Raw genomic sequence first — 19,477 nt, 5'->3', positions numbered from 1 at the left:
GGCCCTCACGCCTCCCAGCGCGCCCGCAGCGCGTCGGCGAGGACGGCGAAGTCCCGAGCCATGTCCTGGTACTCGCCGTCGGAGAGCCACTGGATCTGTAGCCCGTCCATGCCAGCGAGCAGGCAGCGGACGATCGACTCGACGGGTGCGTCGGGCTTGAGCCGGCCGTCCTCGCCCGCCTCGAGAAGCGCCTCCCGGAACGCGCGCGCGGCGCCCCGGTGGTGCTCCACGAGCCAGGCGTTGGCCGGGTGCGCCGGATCCACGGCCTCGCCGGCTACGGTCGTGTAGAGGCGGATCATGCCGGGCTGCTCCTGGTTGTTGAGGACCAGCTGCACGAGCCGGTCCAAGAAGTCCCAGCCGCGCGGCCGCTGCCCGTCCGCGCCGAGGGTCCGTGCGGCGTCGATCGCGTCGCGGCGCTCCATGACGGCGCGCAGCAGGTCTTCCTTCGTGGGGAAGTGGTGCAGGAGCCCCGTCTGGCTGAGGCCACAGGCCCTTGCGATCGCGCTCATCGACGTCCCGCGGTAGCCCTCCTCGGAGAAGATGCGCGCCGCGGCGGCGAGGATCTCCTCGCGCCGCGCCGCGCTGTCGGCACCTTTGGGCCGCCCGCTCGCGCGCCTCACGGCAGCGAGACCCGCGCCCTCACGTCGCCGAGCCCGCGCGCCACGGTCAGCTCGCCAGCACCGAGGGGCGCCCAGCTGCCCACGGCATCGTCCCAGCGGCGGAACAGGCGCGGATCGCACGTGACGGTCACCGTGGCCGTCTCGCCAGTGGCGACGTCGGCACCCGCGTAGCCCGCGAGCCGCATGGGGTCGCTCGGCTCCGTGGGCGTGAAGTAGACCTGAACCGTCTCCCGGGACGGGCGCGAGGACGTGTTCGTCACCTCGACCTCGAGCGTGGGGGCCGGGTTTGTCCCGACGAGGCGCACCTCGCCGTACTCCCAGCTCCCGTACCCGAGGCCGTGGCCGAGCCAGAACAGCGGTTCGGGCGCGTTGCCGGCGTGCCAGCCTCGATAGCCCACGGCCGTGCCGTCGGTGTAGTGGAGCCGCAGCGCGGCGTCGGGGGCGACGTCCCACGCCGGGGACGCGCCGTCGGCCGCGGGGTACGTGGTCACGAGCCGCCCGGTCGGCTCGGCCTCCCCGGTGAGCACGGCGGCGATCGCGTGGCCGCCCTCCTGCCCGGGCAGGCCCGCGATGAGCACTGCGTCGACGTCGGCGAGCCACGGCATGAGCACGGGGGTCGCCGCATTGACGACGACGACCGTCCGCTCCGCCGCGGCGGCGACCCGCCGCACGAGCTCGTCCTGGCGGCCGGGGAGGGCGAGCGTTCGCTTGTCGGACGCCTCGGTCTCGTCCTCCTCGGTGAGACCTACGACGACGACGGCGGTCCCCGCCGCGCGCGCCGCAGCCTCGGCGGCGGCGATCGCCTCCTCGTCCGTGCGGCCCGCCGGCTCGGCGACGAGGCCCACGAGGTTGAACGACCCGGTGCTCAGCAGGTGGCTCTCCTCGGCGAGCTTGATCGCGGGATTGCGGCCCAGCATCTCCCGCCAGTCCACCGGCTCGAACTCGAGCTTCGCCGTCACGCTCGCGCCCGCCGGGAGGTCCCGGTGCTCGGCGTAGGCGGGCGGACGCAGCACGCCCTCGCCCGGGTCGGAGCCCGAGAACGCGAGCCTCGCGGTGGCGACGTCGTCGCCGTCGACCGCGAACGTCCAGCGGCCGGCGCCGATGCCGCCCAACCGGACCGGGCCGGCGTCGTTCGCGAGCACCGCAGAAAGGACGACGGCGGCGGGAGGCTCAGCGCGACCGTCATCGAAGCCGATGAGGAGGGCCGAGCCGGCCTCGTGGGCGGACTCGAGCTCGGTGCCGTCCGCGGCGAGATACGTGACGCGGAGGCCGGGCTCGCCTGTGACCGGGTCGGCGACGAACGCGGGGTTCGCCGGGACCGGCCGGTTGCGGACGTCGACGCCGTCCACGACGGTGAGGCGCTCGCCGAGCCGCTCGGCGAGGCCCTCGGCGACCGTTGACTGGTACGGCGGGTTGACCTGGGCCGAGCCTCCGCCCATGTCCTGGGTCGCGACCGCGTGGCGACCGACGAGCGCGACGGCTCCCCCGACTGTTCCTCCGACGGCGCCGGTAGCCGCGCCGTCGAGCGGCAGCGCCCCGCGATCGTTCTTGACCAGAACCATGCCGCGCGCCGCGATGCGGCGCAGCTGCTCCCTGCGGATTGCGGAGTCCGGCGCGGGCATGCCGGTCTTGAAGGGGCTGGCGACAGGGCCGCCGTCGTTCGCGCCGCCGTCGGTCCCATCGGTGCCGCCCACGCGCAGGCCGCCCGTGCGCAGGCCGCCCGTGCGATCGGCGAGGCGCAGGAGCCGCGTCACGTGCTCGTCGACGGTGTCTTCGGAGACGTCGCCGCGGCGCACGGCCGCGACGAGCCGCTCGCCCCAGGGTCCGTCAGGGCCGGGCATCACGAGGTCGAGGCCGCCGTTCGCGGACTCGACGGTGCGCTTCGTGGCGAACCAGTCGCTCATGAGGAGGCCGTCCCAGCCCCACTCGCCCTTGACGATCTCTTCGTTGATGTGGCCGTTCTCCGTGGCGGAGACGCCGTTGATGTCGTTGTAGGCGGCCATGATGGACCAGGCCCCGGCGTCGTGGGCGGCCATCTCGAACGGCAGGAGATAGACCTCGCGCAGCGCGGTCTCGGACACGCGGGAGTCCATGAAGTTCCGCAGGGTCTCGGACTCGTTCGCCACGAGATGCTTGAGGCAGGCCGCCGTGCCGTTGTCCTGCATGCCGCGCACGTAGGCCGACGCCGTGCGACCGGTGAGGTAGGGGTCCTCCGAGTAGGCCTCGAAGAGGCGTCCGCCGAGCGGGCTGCGGTGGAGGTTCACGGTCGGGCCGAGGACCACGTGGATGCCCTGGCGGTGGGCCTCCTCGGAGAGCATGTGGCCCACCTCCTCGGCGACCTCGTCGTCCCACGAACCGGAGATGAGGGTCGCGTTGGGGAAGAGCGCCACGGCCTCGCCGCCCACGAACTTCAGGCCGCGCACGCCCGTGGGGCCGTCGGAGAACGCGAGCGGAGCGAGGCCGATCGCTTCGTTGCCGGGCAGCGTGAACGCCGTCTCGCCCGTGAGCAGGCGCACCTTCTCCTCGAGCGAGAGCTGCGAGATGAGGGGAGCGTAGGGGTGGTTGCCGGTGGACATGGGTGGGCTCCGGGGTCTCGAATGGGTAATAGTCAACATAAACTATTCCAGTCCGTGACGCGGAGCACAAGGCCCCGCCCGGGAGGCTCGGTCTCAGCGGGGGCGGGTCCTGTCTGGTCCGGGCTCAGTCCCCGCGCTTCGGGACCTCGTGCCGGTTGCGGGGGAGGATGAAGCCGACGACGGCGAGCCAGGCCAGCCCGATGAAGCGGACGATCGGCAGGAGATAGTCGAGCCCGGGCCAGAACATGCCGAGGAACGAGATCTCGCCCATGGCGGCGAGCGCGAGCCCCGTCCATGCGAGCCATCGCGGCGTGAGCCGCAGGATGAGGGCCGGCACCGCGATGCCGGCGATGAGCAGCCCGGCGCCGGTGGCGAAGCCGAAGCCGCCGAGCGCGAACGCCGCGTCTGCGACGAGGTGGACGACGGCGCCGGGGGCCTCGGAGGCCGTCTGGCTCACCGCCCAGATGAGGAGGCCGGACGCGCCGAGCGTGATCGAGGCGGCGATGCCGCCGTAGAACGAGATGTTGGGCCCAGGTACTCGGATGCCGAGCCGGAGGAGCCGCGCGTAGGTGGTCGCGGCGTAGATCCCGAGGGGAACCGAGGCCCCGAAGGCGAGGAACCCGGTGAGGGTTGCCGAGAAGTTGTGGCCGGTGAAATAGCGGGCGATGTCATCGGACGGAGTCGACGGCGAGGGGTAGGTGGTGCCCGCTGCCAAGGCGGGGAGCGCGACGGCGGCGATCGAGAGGATGAGGGCGACGAGCGCGAGGATCCCCGCGTTCGGCCCGTCGGGGCGGCGGCCGGATCGCGCGGCCTCGGGGCGTGAGGCGGGAGCTGTCAGATCGGTCATGGCTGCAATTATTCACCTAGTGAATCATACAGTCAATGCTGTACTGTGGATCCATGCCAGAGAGCTTGAGGCCAGACGGGTCTATGCCAAGCACCGGGCGCCCAGCCCGCATCGGATTCCTGCTCGCCCAGCTGGGAGCCCACGCCGCCGAGCTCTTCGCGGACCAGACGCGCGGCCTGGGCATCACCCCGTCGGAGGCCGGCGTGGTCCGGATCATCGGCCGGTCCCCGGGCATCAGCCAGCGCGCGCTCGCCGAGACGCTCGGCTCGGTCCAGAGTCGCGTCGTGGCGCTCATCGACCGCCTCGAGGGCGCCGGGCTCGTCACGCGCACGCGGAGCTCCGCAGACCGCCGCGTTCAGGAGCTCCGGCTCACCGAGTCAGGGGCGTCTGTGCTCCGATCGCTGCGCCACGCTGCGGAGGCGCAGGAGGCCGCGATCGTCGACGGCCTCACCGCCGAGCAGGCCACCGAGCTCTTCGGGCTCCTCTCGAAGCTCAGCTCCCTTCGGGGCCTCGACTCGGAGGTCCATATTGGCTATCGCGAGGCGTCGCGCTGACGCCGGGACGTCGCACGCCGGGACCGCGCGAGCTGCACCCAGCCGACGATGATCAGCAATTCCCGGGCCCTGTCAGCGCCCGCCGTCGAGCGCCGCGACCGCTACCACCTGCGGACGCCCTTGGCCCGGCCCCGGCTCCATGTCCACGAGCGCGAGCTGAGCGAGCCGCAGCAGCTGGCCGTCCTCGGCCGCGCCGCGCGTCGTCGCCGTGATGTGGGGCCGGAAGCCCTCGCCGGCGTAGTGCGGCGAATCGAACCGGATGCCGAGGGGCGCGAGTGCATCTGTGAGCACCGCGTGCAGTGCGCGCACCTCGGCCGAGTCCACGAGCGCGACCGGCGTATCGTGGCGCGGCCCGAACAGCTCGCCCGGCCCCGCGACGGCGTCGAGCGGACCGTGCGCTGAGGCGACCTCGCCCATCCGCGCGGCGAGCGTCGCCGTCGTCGCCCCCGTCGCGAAGACGGGGGTGACCGTGAGATGGAGGGGCCAATCGCGCACGGCGTAGCGCTCGCCGAGAGCCATGGGCTCGAGCGGGAGGACGACGGCGAAGCGGTGCACCTGACGATCCTACGAGCCATCGGGAGCGTCCAGCGTCCGCCGTTAGGCTGGGCACATGACCACGACTCCCCGCATCGCGATCCACGGCGAAGTCCTGCCCTTCCTCACTGACGCCATCGCCGCGGGAGGGGGCGTCGTCGTCGGCCTCGACGAGCGGCCGGAAGGCCTCGTCCTCGACCACGGCAACGACAAGCACGCCCTCCAGGACCTCCTTGACGGGACGCCGTCGATCCGCTGGGTTCAGCTGCCCTCGGCCGGGATCGAGTCGTACGCGCACGCGCTCGCCGCACATCCCGACAAGGTCTGGACGAGCGCGAAGGGCGCCTACGCGAAGCCCGTGGCCGAGCATGCGCTCGCGCTCACCCTCGCGCTGTACCGCCACCTGCCCGAGCGCGCCGCCGCGCGCAGCTGGGGCGCGTCCGCGGGGACGTCGCTCCACGGGCTCACGGCCGTGGTGATCGGAGCGGGCGGGATCGGCATGGAGCTCCTGCGGCTGTTCGCCGCGTTCGACATGCAGATCGACGTCGTGCGGCGCACCGACGCGCCCGTCCCCGGCGCCCGGCGAACGACGACGGCGGAGCACCTCGCCGAGCTGCTCCCCGAGGCCGACGTCGTGGTCGTGGCCGCAGCCCTCACGCCCGGCACGTCGAAGCTCATCGGCGAGGCGGAGCTCGCGGTCATGAAGCCCGGCTCCGTGCTCGTGAACATCGCCCGCGGCGGGCTCGTCGACACGGACGCGCTCGTGGCCGCGCTCGCGGAGGGCCGCATCCTCGGAGCGGGACTCGACGTGACCGACCCCGAGCCGCTCCCCGACGGCCACCCCCTGTGGGACGAGCCGCGCGCCCTCATCACCCCGCACACCGCGGACACCATCGAGATGATCCGGCCCCTCCTCGGCGAGAGGGTCGAGATCAACGTGCATCGGCTCGCCATGGGCCTCCCGCTCGAGGGCCTCGTCGACGCCGCCGCTGGGTACTGAGTCCCGGCGGGTCGGCGCGGGGTCGCGCGGATAGGGTGAGCAGCATGAGCCAGGCGCACCCCACGATGCAGGACGTTGCCCGTGAGGCGGGAGTCTCGCACCAAACGGTGTCCCGCGTGCTCAACGACCATCCGCACGTGAGCCCCAAGGCGCGCGCCGCCGTCGAGGCCGCCATTGCCGAGCTCGGCTACCGCCGCAACACTGCCGCGCGCAGCCTCGTGACCCGGCGTTCGCAGACCATCGGCGTCCTCGGCAGCGAGATGGGCGCGTTCGGCCCGGCCAACACGCTGCTGGGCGTCCAACAGGCCGCGCGCGATGCTGGCTACTTCGTGAGCATCGCGGGTCTGCGCGAGGTGACTCCCGAGTCGATCGCGGACGCCGTGGGTCACTTCCAGGACCAATCGGTGGACGGGATCGTCGTCGTCGTGCCCCACCCCGGCACGCTCGAGACGCTCCGCGGGCTGCGCGCGGGGGTGCCCGTCGTCGCGGTCGGGACGCGCGGCGAGCCGGGGATCGCGGGCGTCCGCGTCGACCAGGAACAGGGGGCGCGCGACGCCGTCGAGCACCTTCTCGGGCTCGGTCACCGGAGCATCGGCCACCTCGCGGGGCCGAGCGGCTGGATCGACGCCGAAGCGCGCGACGCCGGGTGGCGGGCCGCGCTGGCCGAGGCCGGGGTCGAGGTCGAGGGCGCGTGGCGGCGCGAGGGCGACTGGACCGCCGCGGGCGGCTACGAGGCGGGGCTTGCCCTCGCGGACGACGTCGCCTCGCAGGCTCCCGGCGCGCCCACGGCGCTGTTTGCCGCCAACGACCAGATGGCGCTCGGCGTCCTCCGGGCACTCCATGAGCGGGGAGTATCGGTACCCGAGACGGTCTCGGTGGTGGGGTTCGACGACGTCCCCGAGGCCGGCTATTACATTCCGCCGCTCACCACCGTGAGGCAGGACTTCGAGGAGCTCGGGCGGCGGGCGCTCGCGATACTCGTCGCCGAAATCGAGGGCGCGCCGGAGCCGGCGGGCCGCGAGACGGCGGGCGCTGGGGCCACCGGGCCTGGGCCAGCCGGCCTGGGCCAGCCGGGCCTGGGCCAGCCGGGCCTGGGCCAGCCGGGCCTGGGCCAGCCGGGCCTGAGCCAGCCGGGCCTGAGGTGCCGGCCGTGGGCTCGATCGTCCCGGCGGAGCTGATCCCGCGTTCGACAACGGGCCCGGCCGCCTAACCCCACCCGTCTCGGGTACGCCAACTCGCGTCCCACCCCGTTTCGGGTGCAGATCATCTGTACCCGAAACGCCAGAGGCTCCTTGACACGACCTATGTGAACGCTAACACTAAAACGTGAGAGCGTTCACATTCGTCGAGAGGCATCCCATGGACCACTACGTAGTCGGCGTCGACTACGGCACCCTGTCGGGACGCGCCGTCGTCGTGCGCGTGCGGGACGGGCGCGAGCTCGGCAGCGCCGTGCACGAGTATCCGCACGCCGTCCTGGACCGCGAGCTGCCCGCGGAGCTCGCGGGCGCCGTCGTCGGCCTTCCGGGGGAGTGGGCGCTGCAGGTGCCCGAGGACTACCGCGAGGTGCTGCGCACGGCCGTCCCGGCAGCGGTCAAGGCGGCGGGCATCGATCCCGGGCACGTGATCGGCATCGCGACCGACTTCACAGCCTGCACCATGGTCCCGACGCTCGCCGACGGGACGCCGCTGAGCGAGCTGCCCGAGTTCGCCGCGGAGCCGCACGCGTACGTCAAGCTGTGGCGGCACCACGCGGCCCAGCCCCAGGCGGACCGGATCAACGCGCTCGCGGCGGAGCGGGGCGAGCCGTGGCTGGCCCGGTACGGCGGGCTCATCTCGAGCGAGTGGGAGTTCGCGAAGGGTCTCCAGCTGCTCGAGGAGGCGCCCGCGGCGTACGCGGCGATGGAGCGCTGGGTTGAGGCGGCGGACTGGATCGTCTGGCAGCTGTGCGGCGAGTACGTGCGCAACGCGTGCACGGCCGGGTACAAGGGCATCCGGCAGGACGGGCGCTACCCCTCGGAGGAGTTCCTCGCCGCCCTCAACCCCGGCTTCGAGGGGTTCGTGCGGGACAAGGTCGAGCACCCGATCGGCGAGCTCGGGGCGGCCGCAGGCCTCCTTACGGCCGAGGCGGCTGCGTGGACGGGCCTGCCGGAGGGCATCGCGGTCGCGGTGGGCAACGTCGACGCCCACGTGACCGCGCCCGCGGCCCGAGCCGTCGAGCCCGGCCAGCTCGTGGCGATCATGGGCACCTCGACATGCCACGTCGTGAACGGCGGCCAGCTGCGCGAGGTCCCGGGGATGTGCGGCGTGGTCCGCGGCGGGATCGTCCCGGGCCTGTGGGGTTACGAGGCCGGTCAGTCCGGGGTGGGGGACATCTTCGGCTGGTTCACGAGTGGCTTCGTCCCGCCGGCGTATCACGAGGCCGCGGCCGCCGCGGGGCAGAGCCTGCACGAGCACCTCACCGAGCTCGCCGCGGCCCAGCCGATCGGCGGGCACGGGCTCGTGGCCCTGGACTGGCAGTCGGGCAACCGTTCGGTGCTGGTTGACCACGAGCTCTCGGGGCTGATCCTCGGCCTGACCCTTGCGACCCGGCCCGAGGAGGTCTACCGCGCGCTTTTGGAGGCGACGGCGTTCGGCACCCGCCAGATCGTCGAGGCGTTCGACGGCGCCGGCGTCCCGGTGCGTGAATTCATCGCCGCGGGCGGGCTCGTCAAGAACCGCTTCCTCATGCAGGTCTACGCCGACGTGCTCAACCTCCCCATCCGCACGATCGGCTCCGCGCAGGGCCCCGCGCTGGGCTCGGCGATCCACGCGGCCGTCGCCGCGGGCGCGTACCCCGACATCCGGGCGGCCGCCGCCGCGATGGGCTCCGAGCCCGGCGACGTCTACACGCCGGTCCCCAGGAACGTCGCCGCGTACGGGGCGCTGTACGCCGAATACCGCGAGCTGCACGACCACTTCGGCCGAGGTGCGAGCGAGGCCATGCACCGGCTCAAGCGCATCCAGCGCGCCGCGCGCACCGGCCGCCGCGCCGAGAAGCTTGCCGAGGTGACTGCGTGAGAGCCCGGACCCCGCTCGAGGCGGAGATCGCGCGGCTGCGCGAGGAGGTCTGCGCGCTGCACGCGGAGCTGACGCGGTACGGGCTCGTGGTGTGGACGGCCGGGAATGTCTCGGGGCGGGTCCCGGGGGCGGATCTGATGGTCATCAAGCCCTCGGGGGTTTCGTACCAGGACCTGGCCCCGGAACTCATGGTCGTGACGGACCTTCAGGGAGTTCCCGTGGATTCGCTCTCCGAGAATTCTCCGACTGGGAAAGACCGCGGTGAGTGGGGCAATCCGGGGCTGTCGCCGTCGTCGGACGTTGCCGCGCATGCCTACGTGTACCGGCACCTGCCCGGGGTCGGGGGAGTCGTGCACACGCATTCGACGTACGCCACGGCGTGGGCCGCGCGGGGCGAGCCGATCCCGTGCGTGCTGACCATGATGGGCGACGAGTTCGGCGGGGAGATCCCGGTGGGCCCGTTCGCGCTCATCGGGGACGACTCGATCGGCCGCGGGATTGTCGAGACGCTGCGGGGCTCGAATTCGCCCGCGGTGCTCATGCAGAACCACGGGCCGTTCACGATCGGCCCCACGCCGCGGGACGCGGTGAAGGCCGCGGCGATGTGCGAGGAGGTCGCCCGCACGGTGCACATCGCCCGGCAGCTCGGCGAGCCTCTCCCGATCGCGCCCGAGCACATCGCCTCGCTGCACGCCCGCTACCAGAACGTCTACGGCCGCTGACAGCTGAGCCCTTTGCTTTCCCGCCGTTCCTTCCTCACGAGGAGACACCATGACCGCTGACCTGACCCGCACCCAGGCCGCCCGTCCGGCTGCCCAATCCCGCCCCTCCCGCCCATTCGACGCCTACGAGGTCTGGTTCCTCACCGGCAGCCAGCACCTGTACGGGCCCGAGACCCTGGCCCGGGTCGCCGATCAGTCCCGGGCGATCGCCCGCGAGCTCGGCGACGCGCCGGCCCTGCCCGTGCGCGTGGTGTGGAAGCCCGTGCTGACGGATGCGGACGCGATCCGGCGGTTGGCGCTCGAGGCGAACGCGGACGGCCGCGTGATCGGCCTGATCGCGTGGATGCACACGTTCTCCCCGGCGAAGATGTGGATCGCGGGGCTGTCCGCGCTGGCGAAGCCGCTCCTGCACTTCCACACCCAGGCCAACGTCGAGCTGCCGTGGGGCGAGATCGACTTCGACTTCATGAACCTGAACCAGGCCGCGCACGGCGACCGCGAGTTCGGGTACATCCAGTCCCGCCTCGGCGTGCCACGGAAGACCGTCGTCGGGCACGTCTCGGACCCCCGGGTGGCCGAGCGCACCGGCACGTGGGCCCGCGCGGCCGCGGGCTGGGCCGCGACCCGATCGCTCAGGCTCGCCCGCTTCGGGGACAACATGCGCTACGTCGCGGTCACCGAGGGCGACAAGACCGAGGCCGAGGCCCGGCTCGGCGTCCAGGTCAACACGTGGGGCGTCAACGAGCTCGCCGCGGCGGTCGAGGCCGCCGACCCGGCCGACGTCGACGCCCTCACCGCCGAGTACGAGGACCTCTACGACGTGGCCCCCGAGCTGCGCCGCGGCGGCGACCGGCACGGGTCCCTGCGCGACGGGGCCGCGATCGAGCTCGGCCTGCGCTCGTTCCTCGAGGCCGGCGGGTTCGGGGCGTTCACCACGAGCTTCGAGGACCTCGGCTCGCTCCGCCAGCTCCCCGGCCTGGCCGTGCAGCGGCTCATGGCCGATGGCTACGGCTTCGGCGCCGAGGGCGACTGGAAGACCGCGATCCTGGTCCGCGCCGCGAACGTCATGGGCGCGGGCCTGCCCGGCGGGGCCTCGCTCATGGAGGACTACACGTACGACCTCACCCCCGGGGCCGAGCGGATCCTCGGGGCCCACATGCTCGAGGTGAGCCCGTCGCTGACCACCGCCCGGCCCTCCCTCGAGGTCCACCCCCTCGGTATCGGCGGCAAGGACGACCCCGTCCGCCTCGTGTTCACCGCCGACCCGGGCCCCGCCGTCGTCGTCGCCCTCACGGACATGCGCGACAGGTTCCGGCTCGTCGCCAACGCCGTCGAGGTCGTCGAACCCACGGCCCCGCTGCCCAAGCTCCCCGTGGGCCGGGCCGTGTGGAGGCCCGCCCCCGACTTCCACACCTCCGCCGCCGCCTGGCTCGAGGCCGGCGCCGCCCACCACACCGTCATGAGCACGGCCCTCGGCGTCGAGGCCTTCGAGGACTACGCCCGCATGGCCGGCACCGAGCTCCTCGTCATCGACCACGACACCACCCCGCGCGGCTTCGCCCGCGAGCTCCAATGGAACGCCGCCTACTACCGCCTGGCCCAGGGAATCTGACGCGTGCCTCTGGACCCGGCGCCGCATCCGAGCAGGGACCACGGGCCGCACAGGGCTTCGAGAACCCCGCCGCGATGCCCCAGACTGTGAACGTTGACCAAAGCGGCCCCGATGGCGCACGTCGCGAAGGAGATCAATGGAATCCGAACAGCTTGCTCCGGAACAGGTGGAACGCAGTGCAGCGCCTCGCGAGTTCGAGCTCCGCTCCGGCGACTATGCCGCCGTCGTCACGGCGCACGCCGCCGCGCTGCGGAAGCTCACGTTCCAGGGACGCGACCTCGTGGTCCCCTTCGCGGAGGGCGGGCCGATCCCGGACTACCGCGGGATCATCGCGGCGCCGTGGCCGAACCGGCTCGCCGACGGGCGCTACACGTACGACCGCGCCACTCACCTCGTGCCGCTCAGCGAACCCGAGCGGGGCTGCGCCCTGCACGGCTTCGCGTTCACGCGGGAGTGGTCGCTCGTCCGCGCTGATGAGCGCTCGGTGACCCTCGCGCTCGAGCTCGGCGGGCCCGATTCCGACGGAGAGCCGGGATACCCGTTCGCTGTGCGGCTCGAGGCACGCTACGCGCTCGACGGCGAGGCCTCGCCGGAGGCCGGCGGCCTCACGTGGGAGGTGCGGGCCGTGAACGCCGGGAGCGAGGCCGCGCCGTACGGGGTGTGCCCGCACCCGTACCTCGTGGCGGGCGAATCGCCCCTCGACGAGTGGGTGTTCGAGCTCCCCGCGGACACGTACCTCGAGGTCACCCCCGACAGGCTCCTGCCCGTCGGCGAGCGGCCCGTCGCGGGCCACGCGTTCGACTTCCGTGCGCCGCGACCCCTCGGTGCGACGCAGATCGACCACGCGTTCACGGGCATCGCGTTCGAGGACGACGGCACCGCGCGCGTCCTGCTCCGAGACCCGGCGCGCGGGACCGGCGTGGGGATGGCGTGGGACCGGGAGTGCCCGTGGATCCAGGTCCACACGGCCGACAAGCTCCCGCCGGCCCCGAATCGGCTCGGCCTCGCGGTCGAGCCCATGACGTGCCCTCCCGACGCCTTCACGAGCGGAACCGACGTGATCCGCCTCGAGCCGGGCGCCGAGCACACGGCAAGCTGGCGCCTCTTCGCCTTCGACAGCTGATCTGGGCGTCCCTTCCCGCTCAGTCTGGAGCCCTCGACGCGGCGTGCCACGCGCCGCCACGCCGAATTCGGTCCGGATCCGATGGCCCAACTGAGCAGGAAGGAACCGGGACAGGGTTGACTGCCTGCCGATGATCGCGACAGCATAGCTTTACAACGTTGTAAGAAGCTCTGACGACCTCAAGACCCCGGAGAAGACATGGCACCCGCTAACACCCAGCCCGCAGCCACCCAGCCCGCAGCCACCCAGCCCACAGCCACCCAGCCCGCAGCCACCCAGCCCACACCACGCGCGAGCCTCACCGCGAGCCCGGCCTTCGTGGTCGGCCCCGTGCGGCGCGAGACGTTCGGCTCGTTCGTCGAGCACCTCGGCCGCTGCGTCTACACCGGCATCTACGAGCCCGGCCACCCGAGCGCCGACGAGGCCGGCTGGCGCGGGGACGTCCTCGACCTGACGCGCGAGCTCGGCGTGAGCACCGTCCGCTACCCGGGCGGGAACTTCGTGTCGGGCTACCGCTGGGAGGACGGCATCGGGCCCAAGAACGAACGTCCCGTGCGCTTGGACCTCGCGTGGCACTCGACCGAAACGAACCAGGTGGGCCTCGACGACTTCATGGACTGGTGCCGCAAGGCCGGCGTCGAGCCCATGATGGCGGTCAACCTCGGCACCCGCGGCGTGCAGGACGCGGTGGACGTCCTCGAGTACTGCAACCTCGCGGGTGGCACTGCGCTCTCCGACCTCCGCCGCAAGAACGGCGCCGAGGAACCGCACAGCGTGACGTTCTGGTGCCTCGGCAACGAGATGGACGGCCCGTGGCAGATCGGCCACAAGACTGCGGAGGAATACGGGCGGCTCGCGTCCGAGACGGCTCGCGCGATGCGGATGGTCGCCGGCGACACCCTGCGCCTCGTCGCGTGCGGCAGCTCGGGGCCGCGCATGGCGACGTTCGGCGAGTGGGAGCGCACGGTTCTGACTGAAACCTATGACGCGGTGGACTACATCTCCGCGCACCAGTACTTCGAGAACTCGGGCGTGCTCGAGGACCACCTCGCTGCCGGGGCCGTCATGGACCAGTTCATCCGCGACATCGTGGCCCACATCGACCACGTCAAGAGCGTCAAGAAGACCTCGAAGGACGTCCACATTTCCTTCGACGAGTGGAACGTCTGGCACATGGGCAGCCCGCGCATGCCGATCCCGAGCGGGACCGACTGGCCGGAGGCTCCTGCGCTGCTCGAGGACCTCTACACGGTCGCGGACGCGGTGGTCGTGGGCGATCTGCTCATTACGCTCCTCCGCCACACGGACCGCGTGCACTCGGCGTCGCTCGCGCAGCTCGTCAACGTGATCGCCCCGATCATGACGGCCCCGGGCGGCGCGGCCTGGAAGCAGACCACGTTCCACCCGTTCGCGCTCACCTCGGCCCACGCGCGCGGCGACGTGCTCCAGCTCGCGGTGGAGTCGCCGCGGTTCGTCACACCGGAGCACGGCGAGGTTCCCGCCCTCTCCGCGGTCGCGACGCACGACCCCGAGACCGGCCAGGTGACGCTGTTCGCCGTCAACCGCAGCACCACCGAGCCCCTCCGGCTGGCCGCGGATCTCAGCGCGTTCGCCGGTCTCGGACTCATCGAGGCGGTCACGTTCACGAACGAGGACCCGCTGTGGCACGCGACCGAGCAGGACAGCACTTCGGTGCTGCCCGCACCGCTCGACGGCGCAGCGTACGACGGCGGCCGGCTCACCGCGGAGCTTCCCCCGGTGAGCTGGACGATGATCCGCCTGGGCTGAACCCGGGCCGCCCGTGTTCTACAGCGCCTTTACAGCGCGCCCTGCTCCGCGCTGCCGGCCTCGATCGCCGTCATCGTCGTGACGGTGGCTGGCTTGGCAACGAACGGGTCGACCGCGTCGCGCAGGGCCGCGACCGCGGTCCCCTTCGAGTGCGCGTCGAGGTGTTCGGCGGAGGTCCACTTCTCGATCATCGTGATCGTGCCGTCCGCGGCGTCGTGGATCGCGTAGAGAAGGCAGCCGTCCTCCTCATGGACGCCCGGAATCGTGGCGCGCAGGGCCTCGACGAGCTGCTCGCGCTGGCCCTCGGCGGGGTGGAAGACGGCGGTGACGACGACGGACATGCTGCTCCTTTGAGAGGGAAGAGTGAGTTACCAGTCGAACCGTACCGGGTCTTGCCCAGCACTACATCTGCATGCCGTCCATGACGAGCTTCGACGGCCCGGTGCCGTCCTCGGTCGCGAGGTATTGGCCCATCATGCCCTGATCCTCGTGCGCGAGCAGATGGCAGTGGTACATGTACGGGTGCTGGGTGTCGGAGTAGTCGGGCATGGCGATCGCGATCCGGCTGCGGTCGCGCGGGAGCAGGGGGATCGTGTCCTTCCAGCCGCGCAAGTGTGCCGGCGGGGGGTTCCCATTGACGTCGAGGAGCTGGAACTGGACCCCGTGGACGTGGAAATTGTGCTGGTACACATTCGTGTTGTCCACGAGCCAGACCTCCGTGGCGCCCTTCTTCACGACCTCGTCGACGCGGTTCAGGTCCATCGTGTGGTTGTTGATGTTGTGGCCGTTGAGCGTGAAGCTGCGGATGTGCGCGCCGGAGACGTCGAGGGCCGGGATCGCCGCGAGCGTCGTCGGGAGCGCGGCCGACGGCGCGAGGCTCGCCGCCGCGTCGAGCCGCAGGACGTCGAAGTCCTTGCCGCCGCCGAAGGCGTCGGGCGGGTTGACTGAGCCGAGCTCTGGGGCGAACGCGCGCAGCATGACCTGCTCGCCCGCCCTGAGCCCGACGACGATCTCGGCGCGCTCCGCGGGGGAGAGCTGCACGCGGGTGACGGGCGCGGGAGCGGCGAGCAGGCCGCCGTCGGACGCGACGACGTGGAAGGTGCGCCCGTCCGCGAAGCCGAAGTTGAACCAGCGCGCGCCGCTCGCGTTGAGCAGCCGGAGCCGCACGCGTTCGGTCGTGACCTTGAGGGCGGCGCCGAGCACGCCGTTCGCCGCGATCGAGTTGCCGAGGGTCCCGAGCGAGTTGCCGTTCGAGTCGAGCGTGACCTGGCCGTTCGAGTCGAGGCGGCGGTCCTGGACGATCACGGGGACGTCGTCCACGCCGTACGTGTGGGGGAGTTCGGGCCCGCCGGGTTCGTCCACGATGAACAGGCCCGTGAGGCCCATCGAGAGCTGCTTCTCGGTGCTGCCGTGCGGGTGCGGGTGGTACCAGAGCGTCGCGGCGGGCTGCGAGACGGCCCACGCGGGCGAGGCGACCCCGCCGGGGTCGATCATCTGGTGGGGGCCGCCGTCGTCCGCGGCGGGGAGCCGCATGCCGTGGAAGTGGACGGTCGTCGCGTCGGAGAGCTGATTGCGGACGTCGACGCGCACGCGCTCGCCGCGCGTCGCGCGGAGGGTCGGCCCGAGGTGGGCGCCGTTGTAGCCCATCGAATCGGCGGGCTTGCCGGGGATGAACTCGTGCTTGCCGGCCTGCGGGACGAGCGAGAAGACGCGCACGCCGCCCTCGAGCTTCGAGTCGGCGAGCGGCGGGATGGGCAGCGGCGTGCCGAATTGCACCGCCGGGACGTTCTCGGGGGCCGCGCACGAGGACACTGCTGCGGCGACGGTTGGCCCGAGGACGGCGGTCGCCGCGGTGGCGCGGAGGAAGTCGCGGCGGGAAAGAAGCACGCCTTCTAGCGTACGACTGCCGCCGCGCGGGTCCCTCCGGGGAGGGAGTCCCTTCGGGGGAGCGACTCCCTCAGAATGGGACCATGGCCCGGAGCTATGCCTATACGTTCCCGCTGGTTCCCGCTGCCTCGCCCGGCCTGGCGTTCCCGGTCTACGGGCTGGATCTCGGCGGCGACGGTGCGGGTTCGGTGGTGCTACGGGTGGGCGAGGAACTCGACCGGAAGGGCGCCTTCAAGCGGCTGTCCGTCGCGCTCGCCCTTCTGGCCGTGTACGAGGGGGTGGGACTGCTTGAACGGTCTCCGGGCGGGCTCGGGTTCTCGGTTGCGCCCTCTCACGACGAGGTGCCCGAATTCCGGCCTTCGCAGGATGTCCTTGACGCGGTTCATCGTCTCGAGAGGTCCAATAGCCCCTATCAGATCCAGGCCTGCTTCACTCTGTCCCGTGGCTATGCGCTGCTCTCAGACCCCGAGAGCGCGATCATCGAATTCTTCAAGGTCATCGAGCTGTACATGAAGCACCTCGCGTGGGCCCACCGCGTGAGCGAGGGGGCGGCCAAGAACGTGCTCGTGGACAAGATCATCCTCTCCAAGCGGGTCAAGGACGATCTGAGGGTCCGCGCGGTCCTGGAGCCCGAGACGATCAACCTGATCTACCGCATGAAGGAGCTCCGGAATCGATTCGTGGTGCATGGCGGCGTGCGGCCCACGATCGCGGAACTCTTCGGGGATCCGGAAGACTATCGCGGGCTCCTCGACCAATCGGCGTTCAAGGACGATCCGGATCTGCACTACGGCCCCACGTTCTTCGAACGGACGCTCAACGACCTTTCCCTCGTCGGTGCGTTCCTGTTCTCCAAGCTGCAGGGGCTCGAGCCGTGGGTGTTCGTCACACCCGAACGCTCGTCCCGCAGCAGCCCTCACGTGCGCGACGTTCTCGAGGCAGAGGGGGCCCGCTGGATCAGTTCGGATCCCGGCCGCCTTCGATCCCTTTAGTCCCGGTCAGCGCCATACTGGGTTCATGCCTGAGACCGGCCCCATCCACGGCGACGCCGCGACCGTCGTCATCCTCCGCGACGGACCGGATGGCGTCGAGGTGCTCCTCCTCGAGCGGCATGGGCGCGGTTCGTTCGCGGGGGCGTGGGCGTTCCCCGGCGGGACCGTGGACCCCGAGGATGGGCTCATCGGGGCCGTCGAGGTGGCAGGAACAGCCGGGGCGGGGCGGACAGCCAGCGCGGCGGGTACAGCACGTGCGGACGACGCCGGCGCCTCGCCTCACGACGCGCCCCTCGCCGTGCGCCGGGCCGCGGTCCGCGAGACCCGCGAGGAGACCCGGCTCCGGTTGACTGAGGACGCGCTCGTGGGGCTCTCCGTGTGGGTCCCGCCGCAGCGCGCGGAGAAGCGGCTGCGCACGTGGTTCTTCGTGGCCGCCGATCCAGGCGGGGACGTGGTGCTCAACGACGGCGAGCACGTCGCGTACGCGTGGGTGACCCCGGCCGTCGCTCTCGAGCGTCACGGTGCGGGGGAGATGGTCCTCTTCCCGCCCACGTGGGTGACGCTCCACGGGCTCCTCGGTGCCGAGACGGCCGCGCTCGCGATCGCGGACGCGGCGTCGAGGGCCCCCGAACTGTACGCGAGCCTCCAACTCTTCGCCGGGGATGGGCAGATCGAGGCCGTGCTGTGGGCGGGGGACGCGCAGTACGGCAACGAGGCCGCGATGGGGCCAGCGCGGCATCGGCTGCAGATGAGTTCGCTGCCCTGGGTGTACGAGCGGAGCGAGTAACGCCGCGAATCCGCCTGGGGACGCCGGCTTGGTGGAGATGCGCCCGGCTTGGTGGTGCTAAGGCCCCTGGCCAGCCCTCAAGACGTCTGGATCGGTGCCGGATGCGGGGTCGGAGTCGGTGCTGGGCGCGGTCCGATGTTGCGGTACTGCGTGCCGTCGCGCGTCGTGTGGCCTTGGTCGTCGCTCACGTAGATCTCGAAGGTGAAGAGCGTGTCGTTGTTGTCGAGCGTGAATTCGATCATGGGGTCCGTGACGGAGATGGTTCCCTGCGAAACGATTCGGCCGTATTTCTGTTGCGGAAGGCTGAGATTGGATCCCCGCTGCGCGGGATCGCGAATGAAGTATCGGACGGTGTAGTGCCCCTCCGGCGGCAATGATCGGAGGGTGGGGTTGAACGTGAAACTGCGCGTGCCGGGAGTGACCTCGAGCGCATGCCAATCCCAGGTGGTGACCACCGGCGTGAGGCTGTCGTCGAGGTCGCGGATGCCAGCGCGGTCCGTCTGTGTATCGACGCTGCGGCGGCTCAATCCGAGGGCTTGGGCCACGGGGCCGAACCCGAAGCCGAGACCCAGCCCGAGGCTGATCGTGAGCAGGGGGATGAGGGCGGCCGCGAGGCGCGCACGGCGCTGGAGACCTGTGCGCACGAACTGCTGGTGCATCGAGAGCGGCGCCGGGATGGCGCCTGCCGAAGTGGATCTCGAGAACGGGCTGTTGGCCCCGCGTGCCCAGGCCTCGATGTATGCGGCGCGCGGCGGCAGCGGAGCCAGGGTTCCGCCGACAGGGTTCCAGTAGGACAGGAACGGCAGGGGCACTTCACGGAGCCGACCGTAGGAGTCCCCGACCGTGAAGGTCGGCACCATGCGGTACTGGTCGCCGCCGCGCGCTGTGTACTGGTGCAGGTACGGGTGGAAACCTTCAAGCTGCCTGCGATCGATCCGTGCCCGGACAGCGAAGCCTTTCGTCACGATGGCCGCGTCCCGGGTGAGCGCGACCCGTTCGCCCGCACGCCAGAAGAGGAGCGCACCGAAGGTGCCTGCGAAGACGGCCCACGCGATGATGAGCGCTTCGGCCCAGGCCGAGATGATGGCGCTGTCGCGATCGTTGATGACGATGGAGCCGGCGACGGCGCCAACCGCCGCTGCGACAAGGCCTGCACCGAGCAGCGCGCCAGCCCAAGGTGGCATTCGCAGCGCGCGGACCTGCGCCGGCAGATCGGCTTCGCGGAAATGATCTTCTGAGTTGACTACGTACACGATGTGTCCCCCATGCACACACGCTCGCATGGCGCCACGACCGCCAGCCACACTTGCCTGTACTCGATTCGCTATTGAGGGCTACGCGGAAGCTTCCGTGCACGTGATCTACGCCACTAATC

General features: G+C 71.6%; 17 protein-coding genes. 10 read left to right on the top strand and 7 right to left on the bottom strand.

Annotation, left to right across the window (positions count from 1 at the left end; genetic code table 11):
- Positions 1–5: 5 nt before the first annotated feature.
- From ACOKR1_RS19310 to ACOKR1_RS19300, 3 genes are all read right to left on the bottom strand, one after another.
- The gene (locus ACOKR1_RS19310) at positions 6–620 is read right to left on the bottom strand and encodes a TetR/AcrR family transcriptional regulator (protein WP_422934500.1); all 615 of its coding nucleotides are present in this window, start codon (positions 618–620) and stop codon (positions 6–8) included.
- Positions 617–3,196 (bottom strand): glycoside hydrolase family 3 C-terminal domain-containing protein, encoded by a 2,580-nt coding sequence (locus ACOKR1_RS19305; RefSeq protein ID WP_422934499.1) that lies wholly within the window; start codon positions 3,194–3,196, stop codon positions 617–619. The genes ACOKR1_RS19310 and ACOKR1_RS19305 overlap by 4 nt, the downstream gene beginning before the upstream one ends.
- A gap of 124 nt (positions 3,197–3,320) precedes the next feature.
- The gene (locus ACOKR1_RS19300; RefSeq protein ID WP_422934498.1) at positions 3,321–4,043 is read right to left on the bottom strand and encodes a hypothetical protein; all 723 of its coding nucleotides are present in this window, start codon (positions 4,041–4,043) and stop codon (positions 3,321–3,323) included.
- Between the two features lie 83 nt (positions 4,044–4,126).
- Here ACOKR1_RS19300 and ACOKR1_RS19295 point away from each other — a divergent pair, with 83 nt between their 5' ends.
- Complete coding sequence (locus tag ACOKR1_RS19295) at positions 4,127–4,597, top strand: MarR family winged helix-turn-helix transcriptional regulator (protein WP_422934497.1); 471 nt, start codon at positions 4,127–4,129, stop codon at positions 4,595–4,597.
- A 72-nt stretch (positions 4,598–4,669) separates the two neighbouring features.
- On the opposite strand, the gene ACOKR1_RS19290 is transcribed toward ACOKR1_RS19295, so the two are convergent.
- Positions 4,670–5,152: a 2'-5' RNA ligase family protein gene (locus tag ACOKR1_RS19290; RefSeq protein ID WP_422934496.1), complete on the bottom strand. Its 483-nt coding sequence runs from the start codon at positions 5,150–5,152 to the stop codon at positions 4,670–4,672.
- Positions 5,153–5,207: 55 nt separating this feature from the next.
- Here ACOKR1_RS19290 and ACOKR1_RS19285 point away from each other — a divergent pair, with 55 nt between their 5' ends.
- The 7 genes from ACOKR1_RS19285 to ACOKR1_RS19255 all read left to right on the top strand — a co-directional run bounded on the left by ACOKR1_RS19285 (position 5,208) and on the right by ACOKR1_RS19255 (position 14,436).
- Positions 5,208–6,131, top strand: coding sequence for a D-isomer specific 2-hydroxyacid dehydrogenase family protein (locus tag ACOKR1_RS19285; protein ID WP_422934495.1), 924 nt, complete (start codon positions 5,208–5,210; stop codon positions 6,129–6,131).
- A gap of 44 nt (positions 6,132–6,175) precedes the next feature.
- A complete protein-coding gene (locus ACOKR1_RS19280; protein ID WP_422934494.1) occupies positions 6,176–7,309 on the top strand; it encodes a LacI family DNA-binding transcriptional regulator in 1,134 nt (377 codons plus the stop codon).
- Positions 7,310–7,490: 181 nt separating this feature from the next.
- The gene (araB, locus tag ACOKR1_RS19275; protein ID WP_422936693.1) at positions 7,491–9,191 is read left to right on the top strand and encodes a ribulokinase; all 1,701 of its coding nucleotides are present in this window, start codon (positions 7,491–7,493) and stop codon (positions 9,189–9,191) included.
- On the top strand, positions 9,188–9,913 hold the full coding sequence (locus ACOKR1_RS19270; RefSeq protein WP_422934493.1) for an L-ribulose-5-phosphate 4-epimerase: 726 nt from the start codon (positions 9,188–9,190) through the stop codon (positions 9,911–9,913). Before araB ends, ACOKR1_RS19270 begins: the two co-directional genes overlap by 4 nt.
- 49 nt (positions 9,914–9,962) lie before the next feature.
- The gene (gene araA / locus ACOKR1_RS19265) at positions 9,963–11,525 is read left to right on the top strand and encodes an L-arabinose isomerase (RefSeq protein WP_422934492.1); all 1,563 of its coding nucleotides are present in this window, start codon (positions 9,963–9,965) and stop codon (positions 11,523–11,525) included.
- Between the two features lie 136 nt (positions 11,526–11,661).
- Positions 11,662–12,648, top strand: a complete 987-nt coding sequence (locus ACOKR1_RS19260) for an aldose 1-epimerase family protein (RefSeq protein WP_422934491.1) — start codon at positions 11,662–11,664, stop codon at positions 12,646–12,648.
- Positions 12,649–12,846: 198 nt separating this feature from the next.
- Positions 12,847–14,436 carry an alpha-N-arabinofuranosidase gene (locus ACOKR1_RS19255; RefSeq protein ID WP_422934490.1) on the top strand — a complete coding sequence of 530 codons (1,590 nt, stop codon included), beginning with the start codon at positions 12,847–12,849 and terminating at the stop codon, positions 14,434–14,436.
- 29 nt (positions 14,437–14,465) lie between these two features.
- On the opposite strand, the gene ACOKR1_RS19250 is transcribed toward ACOKR1_RS19255, so the two are convergent.
- Positions 14,466–14,777: a putative quinol monooxygenase gene (locus ACOKR1_RS19250; RefSeq protein ID WP_415854704.1), complete on the bottom strand. Its 312-nt coding sequence runs from the start codon at positions 14,775–14,777 to the stop codon at positions 14,466–14,468.
- A 61-nt stretch (positions 14,778–14,838) separates the two neighbouring features.
- Positions 14,839–16,323, bottom strand: coding sequence for a multicopper oxidase family protein (locus ACOKR1_RS19245; protein WP_422934489.1), 1,485 nt, complete (start codon positions 16,321–16,323; stop codon positions 14,839–14,841).
- Between the two features lie 83 nt (positions 16,324–16,406).
- Between ACOKR1_RS19245 and ACOKR1_RS19240 the strand changes: the two genes are divergently transcribed.
- Both ACOKR1_RS19240 and ACOKR1_RS19235 read left to right on the top strand, forming a co-directional pair.
- Entirely contained in the window at positions 16,407–17,315 is a 909-nt protein-coding gene (locus tag ACOKR1_RS19240) for a hypothetical protein (protein WP_422934488.1), read from the top strand.
- 25 nt (positions 17,316–17,340) lie between these two features.
- Complete coding sequence (locus tag ACOKR1_RS19235) at positions 17,341–18,102, top strand: NUDIX hydrolase (RefSeq protein WP_422934487.1); 762 nt, start codon at positions 17,341–17,343, stop codon at positions 18,100–18,102.
- Between the two features lie 77 nt (positions 18,103–18,179).
- Here the strand turns inward: ACOKR1_RS19235 and ACOKR1_RS19230 are convergent, their stop codons facing one another.
- Entirely contained in the window at positions 18,180–19,286 is a 1,107-nt protein-coding gene (locus tag ACOKR1_RS19230) for a hypothetical protein (RefSeq protein ID WP_422934486.1), read from the bottom strand.
- Between the last annotated feature and the right edge of the window lie 191 nt (positions 19,287–19,477).

Source organism: Sinomonas sp. P47F7, from assembly GCF_049332655.1.
GTDB lineage: Bacteria > Actinomycetota > Actinomycetes > Actinomycetales > Micrococcaceae > Sinomonas.
This window is presented reverse-complemented; position numbering and strand designations above follow the sequence as displayed.